The 22,340-nt window shown below is 60.5% G+C and carries 15 protein-coding genes; 2 read left to right on the top strand and 13 right to left on the bottom strand.

Annotated features, from left to right (window positions below; translation table 11 throughout):
- Nucleotides 1–12 precede the first annotated feature (12 nt).
- Complete coding sequence (locus FHR97_RS03060; RefSeq protein WP_183382267.1) at nucleotides 13–714, top strand: lipopolysaccharide kinase InaA family protein; 702 nt, start codon at nucleotides 13–15, stop codon at nucleotides 712–714.
- Between the two features lie 228 nt (nucleotides 715–942).
- Here FHR97_RS03060 and FHR97_RS20615 read toward each other — a convergent pair whose 3' ends face one another.
- The 12 genes from FHR97_RS20615 to wecB form a co-directional block, all read right to left on the bottom strand.
- On the bottom strand, nucleotides 943–1,578 hold the full coding sequence (locus tag FHR97_RS20615) for an LbetaH domain-containing protein (RefSeq protein WP_183382266.1): 636 nt from the start codon (nucleotides 1,576–1,578) through the stop codon (nucleotides 943–945).
- Nucleotides 1,575–2,708 carry a glycosyltransferase gene (locus tag FHR97_RS03050; RefSeq protein WP_221187650.1) on the bottom strand — a complete coding sequence of 378 codons (1,134 nt, stop codon included), beginning with the start codon at nucleotides 2,706–2,708 and terminating at the stop codon, nucleotides 1,575–1,577. The genes FHR97_RS20615 and FHR97_RS03050 overlap by 4 nt, the downstream gene beginning before the upstream one ends.
- Entirely contained in the window at nucleotides 2,708–3,994 is a 1,287-nt protein-coding gene (locus FHR97_RS03045; RefSeq protein ID WP_183382265.1) for an O-antigen ligase family protein, read from the bottom strand. Before FHR97_RS03045 ends, FHR97_RS03050 begins: the two co-directional genes overlap by 1 nt.
- A 183-nt stretch (nucleotides 3,995–4,177) precedes the next feature.
- A complete protein-coding gene (locus tag FHR97_RS20260; protein ID WP_183382264.1) occupies nucleotides 4,178–5,452 on the bottom strand; it encodes a sugar transferase in 1,275 nt (424 codons plus the stop codon).
- On the bottom strand, nucleotides 5,442–6,644 hold the full coding sequence (locus FHR97_RS03035) for a glycosyltransferase family 4 protein (protein WP_221187649.1): 1,203 nt from the start codon (nucleotides 6,642–6,644) through the stop codon (nucleotides 5,442–5,444). Before FHR97_RS03035 ends, FHR97_RS20260 begins: the two co-directional genes overlap by 11 nt.
- Nucleotides 6,645–6,649: 5 nt before the next feature.
- Nucleotides 6,650–7,921, bottom strand: a complete 1,272-nt coding sequence (locus FHR97_RS03030) for a glycosyltransferase family 4 protein (RefSeq protein WP_246403692.1) — start codon at nucleotides 7,919–7,921, stop codon at nucleotides 6,650–6,652.
- 26 nt (nucleotides 7,922–7,947) lie between these two features.
- The gene (locus FHR97_RS03025; protein ID WP_183382262.1) at nucleotides 7,948–9,693 is read right to left on the bottom strand and encodes a hypothetical protein; all 1,746 of its coding nucleotides are present in this window, start codon (nucleotides 9,691–9,693) and stop codon (nucleotides 7,948–7,950) included.
- A 90-nt stretch (nucleotides 9,694–9,783) separates the two neighbouring features.
- A complete protein-coding gene (locus FHR97_RS03020) occupies nucleotides 9,784–10,608 on the bottom strand; it encodes a class I SAM-dependent methyltransferase (protein WP_183382261.1) in 825 nt (274 codons plus the stop codon).
- A gap of 88 nt (nucleotides 10,609–10,696) precedes the next feature.
- Nucleotides 10,697–11,428: a sulfotransferase family 2 domain-containing protein gene (locus tag FHR97_RS03015; protein ID WP_183382260.1), complete on the bottom strand. Its 732-nt coding sequence runs from the start codon at nucleotides 11,426–11,428 to the stop codon at nucleotides 10,697–10,699.
- Nucleotides 11,429–11,448: 20 nt separating this feature from the next.
- Nucleotides 11,449–15,327: a glycosyltransferase gene (locus tag FHR97_RS03010; RefSeq protein ID WP_246403687.1), complete on the bottom strand. Its 3,879-nt coding sequence runs from the start codon at nucleotides 15,325–15,327 to the stop codon at nucleotides 11,449–11,451.
- Nucleotides 15,328–15,610: 283 nt separating this feature from the next.
- Nucleotides 15,611–16,897: a UDP-N-acetyl-D-mannosamine dehydrogenase gene (wecC, locus tag FHR97_RS03005; protein WP_183382258.1), complete on the bottom strand. Its 1,287-nt coding sequence runs from the start codon at nucleotides 16,895–16,897 to the stop codon at nucleotides 15,611–15,613.
- 61 nt (nucleotides 16,898–16,958) lie between these two features.
- A complete protein-coding gene (gene wecB / locus FHR97_RS03000; RefSeq protein WP_343065550.1) occupies nucleotides 16,959–18,080 on the bottom strand; it encodes a non-hydrolyzing UDP-N-acetylglucosamine 2-epimerase in 1,122 nt (373 codons plus the stop codon).
- Between the two features lie 751 nt (nucleotides 18,081–18,831).
- On the opposite strand from wecB, the gene FHR97_RS02995 reads away from it, so the two are divergent.
- A complete protein-coding gene (locus tag FHR97_RS02995) occupies nucleotides 18,832–20,502 on the top strand; it encodes a heparinase II/III family protein (protein WP_183382256.1) in 1,671 nt (556 codons plus the stop codon).
- Nucleotides 20,503–20,799: 297 nt separating this feature from the next.
- Here the strand turns inward: FHR97_RS02995 and FHR97_RS02990 are convergent, their stop codons facing one another.
- The gene (locus FHR97_RS02990; RefSeq protein ID WP_183382255.1) at nucleotides 20,800–22,212 is read right to left on the bottom strand and encodes an MBL fold metallo-hydrolase RNA specificity domain-containing protein; all 1,413 of its coding nucleotides are present in this window, start codon (nucleotides 22,210–22,212) and stop codon (nucleotides 20,800–20,802) included.
- Nucleotides 22,213–22,340: the final 128 nt, after the last annotated feature.

The raw sequence follows: 22,340 nt of genomic DNA, 5'->3' as shown, positions 1-22,340 counted from the left end.
GCAAACGATACCATGAAGCTGCTGGACCTCCCCTTCGACGATCGCCGCCGCCGCTACCTGGTGTTTCACCCCAGCGAGCTGCCGGGCGAGCTGCGCCTGGCCAGCACCACGACCACCGCGGCCTTCGAGGCGGTGGCCAGCAGCCGCTTCTACCTGAGCGAGGACGGCCATATCCTCGCCAAGGTGGTGCCCGACAAGTTCCACAAGCGCCATCGTCCGCTGGGCTGGGCGTGGCGGGACTACCTCGAGAAGCGCTGCCTGCTGCAATCGGATGCCCGCAAGGAGTTCCTCAGCCTGCGCCTCCTGCAAGGCACGGGCCTGGCCACACCCTACTGCCATGGCTGGGGCGTCTCGCTGAACCCCTGCAACCGCAATGCCTCCTTGCTGCTGCTCGAGCACGTGGCGGATGCCCGAATGGGCGGCGAGGTCTTCGATGCACTCAGCGAGACCGAGCGTGAGCGCTTCCTCGACCGCCTGTGCCAGGAGGTGGCCATGCTGGCCAGGGCCGGCTATGCGCATCGCGACCTGCACTACAACAACCTGCTGGTGAAGGCCGACGGCCAGCTGGTGTGGATCGACGCCCATGTGCGCCGCCTGCCAACGAAAAGAGCCGACCAATGGCCGGCTCTCGAACGTTCCTTGACCGTCAACAAGCTGCGTGGCGAGCGCTACCGCGCCCGGGCGGCGTCGCGCCTGCAGTCGTTAATGGAGTAGCGAACCCTAGGAGGGTCCAGGGTCGAAGCATGGTTATTCCCTTGGCCCATGCTTCAGCCAGGACAGGCCTACACCAGGCTTTGTCTGAAAAGTCGACGAGCGAAGGCTAGACAAGGCAAAAATCGGTGAAAAGGCGGAGTTTACAGGTAGTAAATGAGCACTTTGAGCCGATTTTTAACGCCGTATAGCCGAGCGCAGGCACTTTTCGGACATTGCCTAGATACCACCCTATTCCGGCTTGCCTGAACCGGTCCGCTCGCCGGGCCTCACCTCACGGATCACCCTGGCCGGCACGCCGCCGACCACCACGTCGTCGCCGAAGGCATCCGCCACCACCGCATTGGCGCCGACGATGACGCGATTCCCGACACGTCCCTCGCCGACGAACTTGGCCCCGGGAAAGATCGTGACGTCATCCCCGACGCGCGCCATGAACGGCTCGTGCTCCCGTGGCGCCGCCGCCAGGGTCACCTGCTGGTAGAGCTGGCAGCGCTCACCGATCCTGAGTCCCCTGCCGATCACGATGGAGGTGGGATGGGGCAGTCTCAGCCCCCTGCCGATGACCGTGCGCGGCTCCACATGGATCCCGAAGCGGGTCGTCAGAGTGGCGAGCTGACGCCTGACCAAGGTGTTGCGTCCGTAATGCTCGAGCATCTGCACCAGCCGCACGCGAAGCACGGCCTGGCGCTCCGGCCTGATGGACCACAGGCACTTGAAGAGCCGAAGCCAGGGCAGATGCCCCTTGCCCCCCAGCACCTCGCGGATGCCGTAGTCGACGAACCGCTGCCAGTCCATCTCGAAGCCACGCTCCGAGCTCGCAGCGCCGTCACCCTTCCGTATGCCGGCCTCGCCTTCACGGCTCACAGGAAGGCCTCGGCGACGGTTGCCGGGCGGAAGTCATCCAGCCAGCGCTCCTGAATCTCGGGCTTCTCCGCCTCGGCGGCGTGACGAATGCCCTCCGCCAGGGCATCGACATCATGGGGCACGATGGATGCCTCCAGTTCGCCCTTCAGGATTTCCCGAATCCCGCCCGGGCAATCCACGCTCAGCACGGGGGTACCACACGCCAGGGCCTCGAACAACACGATGCCCATGCCCTCGAAACGCGAACTGAGCACGAACAGCCGGGCATGGTGCATCCACGGATAGGGGTTGTCCCGCTGGCCGGCGAAGACCACCCGATCGGCGATGCCCAGCTCGCTCGCCAGGGCCTGCAAGCGCTGCCGCTCCTGTCCATCGCCCACCAGCACCAGGGGGAGCGAGACGCCGGACTTCGCATAGGCGCGCAGCAGCAGCGCCTGGTCCTTGGCCGGCACCAGGCGTGCCACGTTGACGATATAGGGCCCGGCGGGCAGGTCGGGCTCGGGACGCGTCATCTGCTGGCGAATGCCGGCGACGGGGCACGGGTTGGGGATCACCGTCAGCGAGGCCGGCGTGAATTTCCAGCGGGTCATCCCCTCGCGCACGCTCTCCGCCACCCCCCGGGAGACGGTCACGAGGTGGCGGCGATGGTACAGGCAGCGCGCGAAGAGCCGGCGCGCCCAGCCGGCATTACGGACATGCAGGATGTTCTCGAGAACGTAACGGGCTCGCTCGTCGCGGAACGTCCAGACCAGCTCGAAGGTCCCGATGCCGCGGAAGACGATGCGATCCACGCGCCCGTGGCGGCGTTCGAAGGCCCGCAGCCAGGCCCGGAAGACAATGCCCCCCATCAGCCCCCGCCCGAGAAACAGCGACCGCTTGACCAGAGGGTTCAGAAAGAAGCGCGCCAGTTGCTCGAACAGCAGGCCAAGCACGGTGACCCGGCTCCACCAGCGAAGTGGCAAATGATGGTGCTCGACGTCGGCATGTTCCGGCTTCAGCGGGCATTCTGTCGATCGCAGGCTGAGAAGGTGACTCTCGTGCCCGGCCTCGGCGAAGGCATCGGCCAGGTTCACGGCGACACGCTCCATGCCTCCCATCTTCAGGGAGCGAACCACAACCAGTGTGCGCATCAGGCGGCCTTGCTACGAAGAGCGGGAAACACGCGACGTCCCGTTGCTATCTGCCAGCGCCAGATATGGGTGACCAGGCCACCCGCCACCAGGTTCTGGACATAGACCCCGGTCCAGAAGCTGCCATAGGACTCGAACTGGTTGACGATGGCGTAGAAGACGAAGAAGCCCGCCGCGAACAGCGCCATGTCGCCAGGCATCACACCGGCCCGCCAGGCCTGCCAGGTGCCCAGGCCGATCCAGGCGATCAATGCCAACACCACCGACAACCCCAAGAGGCCATAGCCGACCAGGATCTCGAGGAAGGTGTTATGCAGGTGGCCATAGAGCGCCTGGGTCTTTGCCGGCAACCACTCGGTATGCTCGATGACCAGGCTGCGCCCTTCCTCCCCCCAGCCGATCAGCGGGCGCTCGGCGATCCAGTCCAGCGAGGCCCGCCAGGTGAGCAGACGATTGCCGATGCTGCTGTAGGGAAGCGACTTCCAGTCATTCTCCATGGCCTGGGCAATGATGCGATTCTCGTTGGCCAGCCGCTCGGCCACCGGCTCGTGGAAGGCCACCGCCCCGACCAGCATCACCAGGGCAACCGCACCGAGCCCCCACCCAGCCTTGCGGGACGGCCGGCGCCCTCTCCACCCGGCCAGCACCGCCAGCAACGGCATCACCAGCAATAGCGCGAGCCACACGGCCCGGGTCTGGGTGATCCCGATACCGACCAGACACACGATCAGGGCCAGGCTCCACGCCACACGGCGTCCCCACGCCAGGGCGCCGCTGCCCCGCCAGCACCGCCCCGCGAAGCACACCAGGCCGAGCAGGCCGGTAGCGAACAGCATGGCGTCGTGCTGGGCGTTGCGAATGGTGAACTCGGCTCGCGCGCCCTCTAGCCCCAGCCGCCACTGCTCGAGGCTACCCTCGGGCCAGAAGACCACCACCATCAGCCCCAGCAGCGCGAGCCCCCAGGCGAGCAGGGTCACGCGGCTGCTCCCCCCCAACCACCAGGCCAGGCCGATGAACAGGAACCACTTGGCCAGCCGATCGAGCTGCGGGGTGTCGGTCACCCACTCGGGGTGGTGGAGGTAACCGCCCAGCCAGGAGATCAGCTGCACCGCCACCACCGCCAACAACAGCCAGAGCGCACCACCATTGCGAAGGCCATGCCCCCAGCGGAGAACGGCAAAGAGCCCCAGTACGGCCATCAGGGTGCCGGCGGGCTCACCGACCGGGGGCGCCCATAGCCGCAGGCCGGCATAGAGCAGCACGCACCCCAGGCCCAGCCAACACATCCACGGGGGAGAAGCCCAGGCGGGGGGCGGCCCGCCCGGCTCGAGAAGGGAATAGGGGTGCCTCACTGCCGCGTCACTCTTAGCGTTTCCAAGGAAGCGCGAATGGTAGCAGATTCCCCGCCCCCGACACGACGTCGCCGCGCAAGGCGCGGCAACGTCGGGTGGCAACGGCATGGTGGGGGCTCAGCGTGCCCCGAAACCGGTCCAGAGAATTCGGGAGGTCTTCAGGGCAATCAGCACATCCAGCCACAGCGAGAAGTGCTTGATGTAGTAGAAGTCATACTGCAGCTTCTTGGTCATGCCATCCACCTCGGCGGCATAGCCCTGCTCCACCTGGGCCCAGCCGGTGATCCCCGGGCGGACCACGTGACGGTAACTGAAGAAGGGCACATCCTGCTCATACCACTCGGAGAGCGAGACCGACTCGGGCCGTGGGCCGATGAAGCTCATCTCGCCCTTCAGGATGTTGAACAGCTGGGGCAGTTCATCGAGCCGATACTTGCGGATCACCCGCCCGACCCGGGTGATCCGCGGGTCGTCCTCGGAGATGGTGAAGTCCTCGCCGCTCATGTCATGGTGCATGCTGCGGAACTTGTACATCAGGAAGGGCAGGGCCTTGTAACCCATGCGGGGTTGCAGGAACAGCACGGGGCCCCGGCTATCCAGCTTGATGGCCATCGCGACACCGATCATCACCGGCAACAGCACCGGCAGCAAGAGCACGGCGGCGGCGCTGTCGACCACCCGCTTGAAACCGATATAGACGAGCGGCGGCAGCAGGCTGCCGAACTCGTTCTCCGAGAGGCGATCGATCTGCACCCGCCCGGAGATCGACTCCGACACCTGGCGACTATGGTAGACGGGGATATGGCAGAGCGTGCACCGGGCCAGGAAGGTCTCCCACTCGGGCGGCAGGTCCGCGGCGTGCAGGTCCGCGACCACGCCATCCACCCGTATGCCTTCCAGATCGGGGCCTTCCAGCAAGCGCAGATCCGCCTGGCGGGTGCCCATCAGGCGGTAGACATCACCGAAGGGCACCACCGCCAGCTTGAGCCTGCGGAAACGCCGGCCCAGGAAGAAGCCCAGATAGAACCACATCAGGCTGACCAGGTAGCCACCGAACAGCACCTGACGGGTATAGCCTTCGCGGGTGAAGAACAGCACGGCCACCGCGATCAGGAAGGCGAGGGAGATGGTCGGCAGGATGTTGGCGGCAAGCTGCGCCCCGGGGAAGCGCGCCATGCGCCGCAGCGTCAGCGCCGAGGCGAGAAACGCCAGCGCGATGGCGAACATGGTGTTGTAGCGTACGTCCGGCAGGTAATCCCAGAATCCCCAGCCCCACCGCTCCAGCGCCGGGAGCCCGACGACCAGCGGAATCCCCACCACCACATGGACCGACAGCCCTAACAGCAACACCTCGTACCACCGCGAGTGGCGGCGCTGATACTCACGCTTCATCCATCACCAGTGCCATGATCTCGTTGGCCATCTCATCCATTATCCTGTCTCTGCGCCACCTGGCCACGAACGCGGGCCGCGGGCGTGAGGATACCTCAAGTCGCCCCAGGGCCGCGACGGCCTCGTCGACATCGCATGGTGAAAAACACGCTGCGTTATCAATCTCTTGCTCGACGAAGCGCGCCGCGGCCCCCGACACGCCCGCCCATACCGGGCGGCCGGTTGCCGCATACTCGAAGAGCTTCGAGGGCAGCACGCTCTCCAGCGACGGCAAGCGATTCAGGTGGAGGAAGAGCACGTCGGCCTGGCGATAGGCGTCCAGCAGGTCGTCTCGCGACACAGGCGCCAGGACCTGAACATTGTCGACGCCTTGCTCGGCCAGCGCTCGGCATAGCGGCTCGCGTCCGGCGCCTGCGCCGATCACCCGAAACGCGACGCGACCCTCGAGCCGCCGGGCGAGTGCCGGAAGAATGTGCTCCATGCCCTGCCCGGCCCCCAGGTTGCCGGCGTAGAGCACCTGCAGCGGCTGATCCACCCGCCCTGTCGCCTCCTGCTCGAACATGCCGGACTCGAACGCCGCGACGAAGGGAGCATCGATCCCGTTGGTATGCCAGGAGAAGCGTTGCCCCGGATAGCGCGACTGGAAGTAGGGCTCGAAGCCCCGTGACACCAGGTTGATGCGATCCGCCCTGGCCAACGCCCACCGCTCGAGGCCCCCGAACACCGGGGCGAGCAGGTGACCCGTCCCATGGGGCAACACCGAGGGCAGGTTATCGACGAAGTTGTCGCGAATATCCTGATACAGCCGGGCCCCGCAACGCTTCGCCACCCAGCGACCCAGCACCGCGGTCATCAGCCGCGACGAGGTGGCAATCACCAGATCGAAGTGCCGGTCGCGCGTCAGTTGCCGAACCCGGGCGGCATAGGAGGCAAACGCCCGTGCCTGCGAGGCCATGCCGCCTCCGCCGCCCGACACCTCGAGCCGGGTGATCGTCACCTTCCCCTCGGGCCATTCGGCATCATCCGGGCGCCACTGCCCTTCCCTTCCGAAGCGATTGGGCTCCGTCGTGATCACATCCAGCTCGCTACCCGACGGCAGTCGACGGGCCAGGGCATGGACCAGCGCCTCGCAGCGAAAGGCGCCGGCGCTGATATCGGGGGGATAGTAGAAGCCGAGCAGCAGTACCCTCACCGCCGTCATCGCTGCGTCGCACCGGCACGAGAGGCGGGCAGGACCCGGGCATAGAGATCGATCAGCCCCTGCTCCTGGGATTCCCAGTTGAGTGACTGAGCGGCCGTTGCCGCCTGGTCGCGGTAATGGGCACGCCGCTCGGGATCCTCGACCAGGCGCTGGATGGCCTCGGCCAGGGCAGCCGTATCGCCTGGCGGCACCAGTAGCCCGAGGTCATGCTGCCGCACGACCCTGCTGATCTCCGGCAGCTGGCTCGCCACGACCGGCAATCCCGCGATCACGTACTCGAAGAGCTTGTTGGAGTCGGTCGTGAAATGGTTCAGGCAGGTATTCTCGATGGGCTGGACGCCGATATCGGCCGAGGCCGTATAGGACGGCAGCTCGGCCAACGCCACGGTCGGAATGAAGCGTACCCGCTCGGCCAGGCCCAGCCGCTCGCTGAGCCCGTGCAACTCCCGCTCCTGGCGTCCCCCACCGATGAACACGAAATAGGCGTTCGGCACGCTGGCGGCCCCCTCCACCAGCCGCGGAAGCCCCCGGCCCGGCTGCAGGCCGCCCTGATACAGCACGATGGGCCACGGCTCGGACAACCCCAGCTCCTCACGAATCCGATTGGAGCCCGATGCCTTCACCAGCCGCGGCCGGTTCTGCAAGACCAGCGGACGCGGGATGCCATAGGCCCGCGCGAAGAACTTGGCACGGGCCTCGGTGGTGGTGATGGTCCCGGCGGCCCCGGGCATGAGCGTCTTTTCGATCCAGCCCACCAGCCTGCGGAAGGCCTTGTAGCCTTCCCGGTCGGTGCTGATCTCGTGGGCATCATAGACCAGCGGCACCCGGGCCAGCTTGGCCGCCAACCACGCCGTCGGCAGCACATTCACGTCATGGGCATGGATCGCGGCAGGCCGCGAGCGCACCAGTTGGAAGGCGAGCCCCGCGTGTGTCGAGAGCCTGGCGATCAGCTTCAGCAGTTGCCTCTGGAAGGTTTCCGGCGGTGGCGTTGCCGGCTTCTGCGCTTGCGGAGGTTTCTGTTCCGGATTGGTGGCGGACTTCTTGCCAGCCTCCAGGTACCGGCGCTTGCGAAGCTTCCAGAAGGGATTTTTCGCCACTCGTACGACCTTTACCCCGCCGTCGAGGGTTTCTCTCTCTTGTGTCACTCCGGGAGTATGCAAGGCATGCACAACGACCTGAAAGCCGGAGGATTGCAAGGTCTGAGCTTCCTTCAGCACACGCGCATCATTAAGAAACTCATTCCAGACAATCATGGAAACGGTGCTCAAATCATACTCCTAAACCAGTATCCAAATCAACCTGCAGCCAAGGGGTGGCAACGAGCCTCTTCCAGGGACTCAATTATACGAGGTATGGTATTTATTGCACCCACAAAATTCTGCCTCATATATTGCTTTTCGAGTGAATACACCAAAGCCGAGAGTCGAACGTCCGACTCAAGCAAGCCTCTCAGATCAGGCCTTGATTCCTTTGCTTCACTCAATGCATCAATATGACGATCGAGCTCTTCAGGCAGGATCGGCCAACTTGCGCCAACAGGCTCTAAAGTCCAGCGCCCCCAATGCAGCAAAATATACCGTCCACCCTTATCAACTCGTATCGAGTCGCTTCCCATGTCAGGATTCACAATCATCAGCGGCATATCACTGAGTCGACTGGTAATCTCAACCATGTTTTTCTTAAACATGTTGACATAATCAGAGTGTCTTGGACTGATCATATCAGCCACTGTCAAAAGTCGGTCAATCATCCGTTGATCGATTCGTCGCCACAGCGGCGGCCGTGAACGCTTGAACTGAGATACCAACTGCTTGCTTGGATCAAAGGCAAGCAAGGAAAGTGCCAAATCCTGCTTGGCCTCAGCCATTTTATCTGACGAGACTTTCTTGGCGGGCTGCCAATGCATGATATGACAATGTAGCCCCTCTACATCCTCGACCCCCAAAATGTCTAACGAAGGAAGCTGCCCCTGCTCTGACAAAAGAGTAGCCTCATGCTTGGCATGGGAAACTCGATTTACATTAAAGACTTTAACCAGAAATTCATCAACCACCCCCTCTCTGTCATTCGATGACTTGACATGAAAGGCAGCGACATCCTGAACACCAAGCTGAATCCAGCTAATAGCCACCTTGTCAACTTCATGATCACACCATTGGCTAATGACGTATGGCATCCATCGCTCACAACTGGAGCAATCCAGCAAAGTCCAGAAGCTCACCTCATGCTTCTTTTCCTCTGAAACCAGGACATGGCCATGAAAAAAAAGAGCATTTAGCTTTAGTCGTTGCAAAAACAAGCCTTTTAAATCATTCACAAGCCCGTTAATTCGGGAAAAACCCTGCCGCATTAATATTAATGATATAACTGCGATCAATATCCCTGGAGGGGCTCCCCACAAAAACTGTCCAACCATATACCCAAAGGACAAAAGAAAACCTACGCCTGTTGCACTATTTACATATTTCGGCAGGTCCTCAACAAGTCCCTTCTTGAACCTATTACTCTTGCCATACAAAAAACCAAAGAGAGAAAACACGCAAACAACATACCCAACCAAAAACAACAATAAGCCAGAATAAATAAAGCCTAGAACTGCCGAAACCATCAGCAAGAAAACACCACTTGCCACGCTTCTCGAGTACCGCTGAAAAGCGCGTCTTGCCACTTCTTCTTGATTTTCAAAAAGAGTCATTTTTTGACTCTTCAACAACAAGGCATCAGCCCCACTTCTAGAGATGTTCAAAATAATCCGTTCAGACGTCATGTGTACCACATAAAAGAGCACAGCACACAAGCTAAGCAGCAACACCAGCACATCGCGGCTGAAAACAGAAAAGAATGATGGGAAATAGCCAGGCATACCTGGCGATCCCAACAGCATTATAATCTTGAGGGGCAAGAGAAATGCAAAAAGAATGGACAACTGTGATACAAGTGTCGACGCAATGATAAGCAGTGTTGTGCCAGGCACCACACTAAAAAACTTATTCCCAACCGAAAATGACCACCTTAAGGTGGTCAGGATTTTCTCAAACAAATTACACTTCCTTGGGCAACAGGTCGTCAACTATGCCTTGAATAATAGACAACAACTCATTTCGCAACAATGCCATTACATGAAAATATGCTATTGCTTCTTTAGAATACCCAACCCCTTTTCGAGCTCTAAAAACTCAATAGAAAAACCATACTTTTCACCCCAGGCAGAGCAAATAGTCGATTCTTCCTCACGCGTAGTGTCATCCATCCATACCTGGGCGCCATCTTTTAAGCTACTGACAATGGCTGGCATAGCCGGGTAACGTGAAAACTTGCAAGTTGATGCTGGAGGGCCATCCACCAATAACAGGTCAACATCACAAGCATCTTTCAAACATTCTTGAGAATACCAATACAGCTTCTCTTCAGAACCATCACTTAAATGTTCACCCTCCCAAGGTTCTAAAGGAGCAATTTTCAAGTCAACCCAATCTGACAGCCCTTCCCTTTTCAACATCAACTGAGTTTTCGAGCCATAATGACTCGAATGCTCTAGTGAAATCAGCTTGCCTGCTCCATTTTGCCTCAAGGCATCAGCGATGACTAGAGTGGAGACTCCACTTCCAAGTTCGACCACTAGCTCTGGCTTAGTCGAAAAAATAAAGTCTTGCAACTCCAACAACAAATCAGGTGAAGAGGCCCATCCTCTCAAAGGTGGAAGACGGTGCCGAGTGGTCAGGCCATAGGTTAACCAGTGGAGGCTTTCCATCTGGCGATAGTTTCTGATTTCGGCACTCTTTAGCGAATTGACAACGTAATGCTTGATTGATCTTGCATTTTTCTCACCCTTGGCATCAAGCTCACTTATAGCATCATGTAGCGCGGCAATTTCATTGTCATCATTCGCAACATTATTCTTGATATCACCCAGGAGCCTTTCAATTCTTTTAGCCGAACCAAACCCTGCGAACATTCTTATAGCCCTTCAACCGGATAGAAGCTGCAGAAAACCATCATCCGCAATACATGAATCACGAGCATCCTGTCCTTTATTGGACAAGCTAGCCTCTGATGGCTCTTTCATAGAGAGCATAATCGTCAGAATACAAGTCTTTTATGTGCCGTGATGCACTCGGATCCACCAAGCACTCAAACTTTGGAAGCTCCTTTGTTTTTTCATAAATATCAAACATATCCCTTGACGAGCTATAGGGCGTTGATATCTCCTGCCTCTCTATTTGATGAGTAGAGTTGGATTTTTTCAGGAAATATCTATCTGCAATCTGTTCGCCAAATACTTTTTTTGCATTGCCATGTATCTGAGATATCGGCCAAACATGATGATAGCGAACATCTGCCATGTGTGACCTTTGAGACCAGAAATGAGCATCGACTTTTTCATCACCTATGTCTGTTACATAGGCGTACAAGAAATCATGAAACGTGACATCTTCAGCCCGCTTCCCAGTATGCTGTTCAACAGATTCATGAAGTAATGACCGACGATCAAGACGCATCAAATATTGATTGACAAATCCAGAGAAAAGCCTCTCCGCTGGCTCCCTCACCACAATAATTGATTCCTGTATTGTCTTGAGACCCGCCACTGTCTTTATCTTGTGATACTTACCCATAAACCCTAACAGGTTTTGATATTCTTTAGCATGCTCTCTGTATGGAGATACTCCCGCAAAGAATTTTTTCCAACTCGAGCACGCATTCTTACGTATATAAAGATAGCTTACATTTCGACCATTGACAGTGATCTTGAAATGTAGCTGCCGACTATTCAAAAGCACAAGGACTCCTTATACTAAAGGGTGCGTATAATCTGATTCACGACAAAATCGCGCTTGAAATTTTGCTCAACAAACAAAGCATCTGAGCGTTTTCTGGTCTCTAAGCGTGACACCGGCTCGTTCGCGTGGAGCGAGAGAGAGTTCGACGCAGCGGCAACATTCGAATTCACCCACTGCGAGGGATAAATCTCATCTGCTCCTTCCCAAGGCAGAATCACCGGAGACGCTCCTGCAGCAGCACCTTCTGCCACGGCCAAGTGGAAACTTTCGTGATCACTGACGGACAACACATAGTCGATGCCAGCGTACCACTCGGGCATATCGTTGCCGTGGGGATCGAAAAGCACCGCACCTTTCAGCAGTGAGTCTTCTTCCAGCCGACGGTATTGGGCTTCGTACCAAGCCATTTCTTCCGGGCGGTTGGCCATCCAGACGTATTCTTCCGGGCGCTTGCCCTTGATGCGTAACGTGTAACCGTCGTCTACCTTGCGCAGCTCCCTGAGGATATCCAGTGCGCGATCCAGGCGCTTGCTTTGCGGCACCATGCCCACAAAGCCCAGCACCTTGCCGTTGGTGTCGTTGCGCGGGACGGCTTTCAGTGTTTCCACATCCACGCCGTTGTAGATCACCACGCCGCTCTTTGTCAGTGCAGGGTTGCGCCGCTGGGCATTGCGCAGCATGTGCGGCCCAACGAAGATCACCGTTTCAAACTGCTCGAACGGTACCTTGTCGAACAGCGGGCTGCGTAGTTCCTGGGCGTGCAGCCTCCCGACGAGCTTCTGCCCTTCCCGCTTGTGCTTGCCGTACCAGATGGCGTTGCCCAGCATCCACTCGCAGAACACCGTATCGGCCTGGCGCACCAGGCGCTTGCTGGCCATTTCATTGTGCTGCTTATGACCGCTCCAGAAGTCGAGCAGGAGTCGCATACCCCCCTGGCTGAAGTAGGGATAGAACGGCTTGATAAACTTGAGGTCATGCCCGGCAATCACCACCGTTTTCCTTGGTGGGACATTGGGTGCCTGCTCGTGAGTCTGCGCGGGCTTGCGCAGGGCCAGCGTCGGTTGCTGCGCCGCCCACTCGTCGAGGGCCTCGAGTACCATGCCTGCCGGCGGGCGGATCAGCGCCAAATCGGGAGCAACGGCGTCGCTCTCCAGGGCCACGCCGGGCCACTGGCCTTTTTCGAGGGTAGCGTCACGCCTATAACCGATGCGCGTTTGCGGAGCGTAACGAGTCGGCCAGGCCAAATCTTCCAGATCTTCTGGCTCGAGCGCTTCCAAAGCACGGGGCTCGGCCAGCAGCCAGAGGGCATCGTGTTGGGTGGTCTCGCCATCCGGCGCGGCACATTCGATACCGGCGGCTTCCAGGCGAGCCTGGGTGCCGGCCTGCCAATGGCTGGCGACGACGCGCCGAGGGCGCAGCGTCTGGGCGAGCAAACGTTGGGTGGCAGCCATGCTGATATCTGAAGCCAGGACGCTCAACGCCGGCGGTTCGGGAGCCTTCATCACCAGGCCGGCCGTGCGCAGCATCTGCGTCAACCGCAGCTCGGTGGTGTGCGCGCGCATCACCGCACGGGCACCCTTCAGGGCCATCCGCCAGCGGTAGGCCGGGTGATGCAGCAGGTTCTCCAGCGCTTGTGCGGCGTCGCTCTCGGTGCGCACGACCTGCCCTGCCCCTTCGAGGTAGCGATTCATGCCCAGCGCGGGGCCGGAGATGATCGGCGAACCGCAGGCGGTGGCTTCCATCACTCGGCGCGAGAACATGGTCGGGGAATCCAGCACCGAGTTGACGTTGATCTGCACCGGGTGGGCCTTGTAGGCCTGGATCATCTCATCGTAGGCGAGGCTGCCAGCCACATAACCGCCCAGGCCGCCGGGATACTTGTAGGGGGATGCCGAGTCATCGTGCTGGCGATCGTAGATCGTGAGGCCCAGCGGGGCGGCCGCACTCATGATCTTGTCCATGTACTCGGTGCGCTCGGGGTAGCGTGAACCGTAGTAGGTGCCGCCATAGGCGGCGGTGGGCTGCCATTCGCGGGTGGATGGTAGCAGGTTATGGAGCTTGGGTGAGGCGTAGAACGGGCAGCTGCTGGCCGTCTGGCTCAGCGCACCGGGAGTGGCCAGGTAGGGAATGATCCGACGGCTATCGGTGGTGAAGACGTGATCACACAGGCTCGCCGCCTTGCGGAAGCGCTCGAAGTGGACCGGGTCTTCCTTGTTCCAGAACAGCGAAGGAATGCCCTGACGGCGGCAGTATTCCAGCAGCTCAGTCAGCGGAGCGAATTCTTCGTCGCTGTAGTAGCCCACCTTGCGGTGCCACTGCCCGTCGTTGCCCTTCCATGCCGACTCCACGAACATGGCATCGATGGGCTGCCGGGCGAGTTCCTGTCGCCAGTTGTCCGGCGAGAGAGGCACCACCTTGACGGCGCTGGCCAGGGTATCGGTGGTGAACTGATCGGCGATCAGGCCCAGGGTGATCTGCTCCAGGCGCTTGGCCGGGGCGGCGGGGTGAGCCGGGTCTGGCTGGCGCTGGGTAGTCCGCACGCGCTCCAGACTCTCGGCGTAGAGGCTGGTCACATGGTTCCAGGTGCGCTCCTGCTCGATCCAGGCGCGGGCCGCCTGGCCCAGGCGCTTGCGTTCCGCGGGGCTGTCGATCAGCGCCTTGAGAACGCGGCAGAGGTCATCGGCGCTATCCTTGGTGAACAGCTGGGCGCGCCGATCATCTCCCGCCATGGTCTTGTGGGGGGAGACATCGGAGAGCACCACGGCCTTGCCCATGGCCATGGCTTCCAGGGGCTTGAGCGGCGAGACCATCTCGGTGACGGCAGACGAGAGGCGCGGCACCGGCATGATATCCATGCAGGAGAGGTAGCGCGGCACGGCATCGAAGGGCACCCGCCCGGTAAAGCGGCAGTGGTCCTGAATGCCCAGTCTCTTGGCCCTGGTCTTGACGGTATCGATCACCTTGCCGTCGCCGACCAGCACGAAGACGAAGTCCTGGCCTTGGGCCTTGAGCTGAGCCAGGGCCTCCATCAACAGCTCCAGCCCTTCGTAGGCCACGGCGCTACCGGCATAGCCGATCACCGGCACGCCGGGCTCGAGCTCGAGCTCCCTGGCCACCTCGGCATCGGCTGACATGGGCTGGAAGCGCTCGGCATCGACGGCGTTGGGCACCACCACAATGCGCTCGCGGGCCACGCCCCACGACATCAGCTCATCGGCGAGTTCATCGGTCAGGGTGATCACCAGGTCCGCCTCGCGGGCCGCCTGCTGTTCCAGCTCGCGCATCAGCTGATAGCGCTCGGAGCCGGCCCACTCCGGCTGGGTGGAGGCCTGTGTCACCTCCCAAAGGCCGCGCACCTCGTAAACGAAGGGCAGCCCCAGGCGGCGAGCCGCCAACAGGGCGGGGAGTGCCGTGATATGGTTGGAGGCGGCGGCGATGATTTCGGCGCCACTGGTCTGGGCCTCACGGAGATAGTGATCGGCGGCCTCGGCCAGGTAGTGATCCAGCGGGGTCTTGGCCAGGTTCCAGCCGGCCACGGCGGCGTACGTCACCCCTTCCACTTCGGCCTCGTAGTAGCCCTTGTCGAGCCCTTTGGCGCCGACATCCCAGGGAAAGCCAGGGCGGGTGGTGGCACGCACCTGCCAGCCTGCCTGCTGAAGGCCCGCCGCCACACCGTGGGAGCGGGTCGAGTAACCGTTGGTGGCGTGGGGCACCGACTGGTGCAGGCAGTAAAGGACAGTCTGGCGACGCGTAAACACGCCGGGATTGGGCTGACGCGGGGGGATAGAGGCGCCACCTTTCAGGCGCTCGAGCCCCTGGATGAAACCATATAAATCTTGATGCTTTTGACTGAATGCGACGCCTTTACTCCGAAGGTCGTCCAGGAGTCTCAAGGCACCACTGATATTACCTTGCTTATAGAATGCCTGACTCGCACGTGAGAAGTGGCTGCGATAGGCTTTGCTTCTTGCATAGGAAACCAAGGATTGTGGCGAAGAGGCCAAATCAGCCGCTCTTCGCATTCGCTTTCTTGCAGTCACAAGAGTTGAGTACACACCCAATCTTTCCGCAATTTTCCGCGAGGCTGTTTTTCCTCTTGCCGTCATCCTTAGCTTCATCAACATCGCAATACCTATAGCCTTGTCACCAGAGAATTAGCTTGTCGAGACGGCAGCCTCAGGTCTTTTCCGCCCAAACGCCTCTGGTATCAATCAGGTAGTCGCGACCGGCGTCGTTTACCGTGATGGTCTTGAATGGCTTGTGATCCACCAGCATCACCTTCACATCCGCCGCCCCCAGCGCATCATTCATGTCGACCAGTTGGGCATCGCCTAACTTCCCGACAGGCAGCTCGGCGATATTCGGTTCCACCACCAGAGTCTTGCCGGGATGCTTGGCAACGATGGACTCGGTAATCTTCAGCGCCGGGCTCTCCCGGAGATCATCGATATCCGGCTTGAAGGCCAGCCCGAAGCAGGCAATGGTCACGTCCCTGGCGGTCTTGTCGGGGTTGGCACTCAGGAACTTGCCTACCGCCTCGTTGACCTTGTCAATCACCCACTGCGGCTTGCCATCGTTCACTTCCCGCGCCGTGCGGATCAGCCGCGCCTCGTCCGGGGTTTCACTGACGATGAACCAGGGATCCACGGCGATGCAGTGGCCGCCCACCCCGGGGCCGGGCTGCAGGATGTTGACCCGGGGGTGACGGTTGGACAGGCGAATCAGCTCCCATACGCTGATATCGAGCTTGTCGCAGATGATGGAAAGCTCGTTGGCGAAGGCGATGTTCACGTCACGGAAGCTGTTCTCGGTGAGCTTGGCCATCTCGGCGGTGCGGGCCGTGGTGGTGATGCACTCCCCTTCCACGAAGATCTGGTACAGCGCCGTCGCGGCGGCAGAGCACTTGGCGGTCATGCCGCCGATCACCCGGTCGTTCTCCACCAGCTCGCGCACCACATGGCCCGGCAGGACCCGCTCGGGGCAGTGGGCGATGCGGATATCGGATTCCTCGCCGTGGGTCTGGGGGAAGGTCAGATCGGGGCGTGCCTCGGCCAGCCAGGCCGCCATCTGCTCGGTGGCCCCCACCGGCGAGGTGGATTCCAGGATCACCAGGTCGCCCGCCTTCAGCACCGGCGCCAGCGACTGGCTCGCCGACTTGATGTAGGTGAGATCCGGCACATGGCTGTTGCCGTTCTCGGCCTTGAACGGCGTGGGCACGGCAATCAGGAAGGCATCCGCCGGCTCGGGGCTGGTGGCCGCGCGAAGATACCCCTCCCTCACCGCGGCGTGCACCACGATATCCAGCTCCGGCTCGACGATATGGATGTCACCGCGGTTGATGGTATCCACGGCATGCTGGTTCACATCCACGCCGATGACGCGCTGGCGACGGGAGGCGATGACGGCCGCCGTGGGCAGGCCGATGTATCCGAGACCGATAACGGAGATGGTGTCGTAGTTCATGAATCGATCCAATGACAGTTAACGTATTGTTAGTAAAAGAGTGGCAACGCGGCGCTAGCGCCTAGAGCGTGCCGGCCAGCGTCTCGAGAATACGGCTGCAGGCCTTGCCGTCGCCATAGGGATTGTGGGCATAGCTCATCGCCTCGTAGGCGCTGCTGTCGGTCAGCAGGCTGTGCAGTTCACCGACGATGCGTTCCACATCGGTCCCCACCAGCTTGACGGTACCGGCATCCACGGCCTCGGGGCGCTCCGTGGTATCGCGCATCACCAGCACGGGCTTGCCGAGAGACGGCGCCTCCTCCTGGATGCCGCCGGAATCCGTGAGGATCAGGTGGGCCCGGTTCATCAGGTAGACGAACGGCAGGTAATCCAGGGGCTCGATGAGGTGGACGTTGTCGATGTCCGAGAGCAGCCGCTTGACCGGCCCGAGCACGTTGGGGTTCAGGTGCACCGGATAGACGATCTGGGAATCGGGGTGGGCGGCGGCGGTATCGTACAGGGCCTGGCAGATGCGCTCGAAGCCGCCGCCGAAGCTCTCGCGCCGATGCCCCGTCACCAGGATCAGCTTGCGGTCGGCATCGAGGAAGTCGAACTGCTCGCTGAACTGCTGCTGGAAGGTGCTGCTAGCCTCGAGCTTGCGCACCACATCCAGCAGCGCGTCGATCACGGTGTTGCCGGTGACATGCACCTTGGCCGGGGCGATGCCTTCCTCCAGCAGGTTCCGCCGGGAGCGCTCGGTGGGCGCGAAGTGCAGCTCGGCCAGGGCCCCGGTGAGCTTGCGATTGGCCTCTTCCGGCCAGGGGCTGTAGATGTTGCCCGTGCGCAGGCCGGCTTCCACGTGCCCCACGGGAATCTGCTGGTAGTAGGCGGCCAGGGTGGTGGCGAAGGTGGTCGCCGTGTCGCCATGCACCAGCACGATATCCGGCTTGACCTCGCCCAGCACGCCCTTCATGCCCTGCAGGATGGCCGTGGTCACGTCCGTGAGATCCTGGCCGGGCGTCATGATGTCGAGATCGTGATCGGGTACCAGGTCGAACAGGTCCAGCACCTGATCGAGCATCTCCCGATGCTGGCCAGTCACGCACACTTGGGCCTCGAAGCGATCATCGGCGGCGAGGGACAGGGCAAGCGGCGCCATCTTGATGGCTTCGGGACGCGTACCGAACACGCAGAGGGTCTTGATGGGCATAGTAGGCGGAGGTTGTCTCGGTTGATGAAGGCACGGTCATGCCGGTGGCAGTCTCAAGGCGCCACCGTAGAGGCCGGCAGCCAAGATGCCACACAGTGGCACGGCGATGAGCGGGGGCCGGACGCGGGCACGCTACCGCCCGGGGATTCTCCCGGGCTTGTTCCCACGCCCTTCAGATACAGGGGGATCGCCGGGCGAGCTTCGCTCCCCGTCCCGACACCCGTCGATGGTGTCGCCATTCTACGCAAGTGCTCGTGAGGGCTCTACGCTCACCGCTAACCGTACGCCAAGAACGATGGTCAGGAGCTAAGACGACTTGGATCAGGAAGGATACAGACCCGCCGCCGAGGTCACAACGCGGCAGTAGGGCCTGATAGGTCGAAGGGAGGGCACGAAGCCGCGGCCACCCCAGACAAGACAGGCCAACAGGCCGACCCCGGAGTGGCGTTCAAGCGATCGGCAGCCCGGGCACAGCGGAGTGCTGGGCGAGAAAGGTGTCCAACTCGGCGACCCACGGCTTGGCGGCGCTCTTCGGAGTAGCGAGGCATGAGCGACTCGGATTTTCAAGAGCAGGGTATCATCGGGCACGATACTCATCCTGACACTTAGGATCATCCAGCCCGGTATAGAGCATGGCGGGTGCCCCGCTGATCGGGCCACACATAAGCCAGGCATTCGTTCGACGCCTGTAAGAGCCGATGATAAAATCAACCCACTTTAAAAAATCACTGAGGCAGAGCAGGGTATGCGACTAAACAATAAAGCAACTTTCTCGACAATGGCCTTTATCTTACTGGCTATTACATTCACCTGGCTATACAGCGACAACAAAGAATCACTAGCGATCGATTCCCATTATTCTGGAAAAGTTACCGAGAGAGACATCAACCTTAACGCCAGGCAAGATTATGACGACTTGGTAGAAGAAGGCTTTCAACCACGAGACGATGTTCCCCCATGGCCATTCAACACGCCGGTGGAATGGGGCGCAGATCCTTTTAACGACAGGAATTGGCAATTCCAGCTGCATGCATGGCGAGGCATTGACCCAATCCTCGTCAAATATTACCAAACCAAAGACCCGGCTCTTTTCCACGAAGCCTTAGGCTTCATACTAGACTGGAAGAACTTCCATCAACAAAATGGCGCCGCGAAGTTTTCATGGTATGACATGGCGACAGGACTTAGAGCAATGCGAATTGCTCTTATCCTGGACGACATCTATGAAGGCAAGGTAGAAGTCCCTGAGAGTCAGGTTGCAGCCCTGCTAAAAATGGCAAATCAACATGCAACTCGCTTGCAAGACGAGGAATTTATCAGCCTTGGAAACCATGGAGTATTCCAGGTTTTCGGATTGAGCGTGCTTTGCTCAGTCATTGACGACAGTCCTTCATGTGATAATGGGCAAGACTTTGCACAAAGGATGTTTGAAAAGATAATTGACCACGCATATACAGCTGAAGGGGTCCATAAGGAGCACTCCCCCTTCTACCATCACTTCACCACAGTCGCGATAAATAGATACGACGCCTCAAAATTCAATAGCGATAGAGCTTTATCATTGGTTGAGAAAGCTATAGACGTTCGTCCTTGGCTGGCATGGCCAGATGGTCATTTTGTTGAAGCTGGTGATACCGAAGGCGAAACCACGCCGCTACGCCGGCAAAACAGCCTTCAGTGCTTAAATGATGAGCGTTGTTACGCTGTGGGGGATTACACAGAATCTGGTTATGCCATTATTCGCTCCAACCCAGGAGAGGATGATCAGCCCTCGATGATTTTCGTAACGGGCATGGCATATTCAACAACACACAAGCATGCAGATGGGCTTAGCTTTTCATTACTCGAAAATGGAGAGCATGTCTTTATAGATAGCGGGAAATATGGTTACGAGAGAGACAAATGGTGGGACTACACGAGAAGCGCCGCTGCACATAACACCATCAGCCTTTCAAACCATACAATCAGCAGAGATGACATAAGCATGGATGGCAGTTTGTTGAACTCCATCACCAATGATGAAAGTTCTTTCATTATTTCTGGCCAACTTGAACGACCGGGACTTTTTACGCAACAACGAGAGATAGAGTATACACCGGGGGAAAACCTGGTGATTAAAGACACTGTTTCATCACAGAGCGAACAATCCTTTGTCAGCAGCCTACATCTAGCTCCCAGCCTCACCCCTGAACTGAATGAAAAAGGATTTGAAGTGCGACTGACAAATGGAGAACTGGTTAGCGCAAGACTTCAAGACAATGATTGCGAGATTGACAGCATCCGCGGCCAGGAGGAGCCTGTTTTAGGCTGGAAGAGCGTGGGCTACCTCGATATGCAGCCAACCACAGTGGTGAGAGCCATCTGCTCTGGTACAAGCCGGACTATCACCTGGAACATCAATTTCGGGCAATCTTGATTTCAACGAAAATCAGGGACAGGTACAGATTCCCATGCAACGCCCTGGTTCTTGGCAATTGCCAGCGAGACGGCCCCAGAACCAACGGCATAATCGGGGACCCGGATAACCGGGAACAGGCACCGATAACCGACAGACGGGTGTTCGTGGAAGGCCATATCGCGAGACGACATCTACCGCACCCGCTGCGCGAGAGGCTCCACGCCCTGGCGAGCATGGCGGCGGTAGATCTTTTTGCCGGTGCCGGCGACCAGGCTGCGCTGGCACCTTCAGGCGCCTCGAGGAACCGGGGTAGCGTCAGTGGGTCTCGGTGGCGAGCGTCACCTCCAGGGCGTGCCCCGCCTCCTCGGCCCAGGCCTCGAGGCTCGCCTTCAACGCCCGCTTCGCCTCGGCCTCGCCATGCACCAGACGGATCTCCCGGGGCGAGTGGCGCATGTGCCGCACGAAGGCGAGCAGGTCGCGGCCGTCGGCATGGGCCGAGTAGCCCGCCACGCTCTCGACACCCGCGCGGATCTCGATGCGCTCGCCATCGAGCCTCACCCAGCCACCCCGGGGGCCGTAGCGCTGGATGTCACGCCCCGGGGTGCCGGCGGCCTGGTAGCCGACGAACACCACGGCGTGGCGCGGATCGCCGAGCATGCGCTTGAGGTAGTTGACCACTCGGCCCCCGCTGGCCATGCCGCTGGCGGCGATCACCACCGCCGGCCGGCCGCTCTCGGCCAGGTAGTCCAGGGCGCGCTCGTGTTCCTCGTGGCTGCCCACGGTATACAGGCTGTCGAAGCTCAGCGGGTGGCGGCCATGGTCCAGGCGGCGACGCGCCTCGGCGTCCCACCAGGGCTTGAGCTCGCGATACACCTCGGTGAAACGCGCTGCCAGGGGCGAGTCGACAATGATCTCGAGCGCGCGCCAGCGTTCGCCCCCGTCGCCATGGATCAGGCCCTCCAGCTCGTAGAGCAGCTCCTGGGTGCGACCGATGCTGAAGGCGGGGATGATCACGGTGCCGTCGTTGGCCAGCGCCCCCTCGATGGCGGCACGCAGGCGTGCCCGGCGGTGGCGGCGATCCTCGTGGCGACGGTCGCCATAGGTGCTCTCCAGCACCAGCACGTCGGCCCGCCACGGCGAGCGTGGCGCCGGCAACAGCGGCGAGTGTGGCGCGCCGAGATCGCCGCTGAACACCGTGCGCTGTGCCTGCCCGTCGGCACGATCGAGGGCGTCCACCTCCACGTAGGCGGAGCCGAGGATATGGCCGGCACGCTGGAGCCGCACCCGCAGGCGATGACGGTGGTCATCGAGCAGCGTATGCCAGGCCCCATAGTCCAGCGCCACCAGGCGGCCCTCCACCTCGGCCAGGAAACGTTCGATGAGGGCCGCGTCCCGGGTGAAGCCGATCTTGAGCGCATCCTCGATCACCAGCGGCAGCAATCGCGCCGAGGGCACCGAGCAGAGGATGGGCCCGCGATAGCCGGCGGCGAGCAGGTAGGGCAGCCGGCCGATATGGTCGATATGCACGTGGGTGACCACCAGCGCCAGCACGTCGTCGACGGGGAAGCGCACCCGGTGCCCTTCCAGGCCATCCCGCCCCTCGGCGTCCCGGCCCTGGAAGAGTCCGCAGTCCACCAGCAGCGAACGATCCTCGGCCAAGCGCAGGCGATGGCAGCTACCGGTCACGCCGTCGGCGCCGCCGTGATGCTCGATACTCGGATACGCCATGGCACGGCCTCCCTGCCGGATGATATGCCCGCGATTCCCCGTCAGTGTAGCCCGGTGCGCGCTGGCTCCGCCCCTGATCGGGGACAGGCACCTAAAGACCCGCGCTCATGATCGGGGGCACGCCGCCG

Origin of the sequence: Halomonas stenophila (assembly GCF_014192275.1) — a bacterium.
Taxonomy (GTDB): domain Bacteria; phylum Pseudomonadota; class Gammaproteobacteria; order Pseudomonadales; family Halomonadaceae; genus Halomonas; species Halomonas stenophila.
The sequence above is the reverse complement of the archived record's forward strand: the minus strand, read 5'-3'. Positions and strand labels throughout refer to the sequence as shown.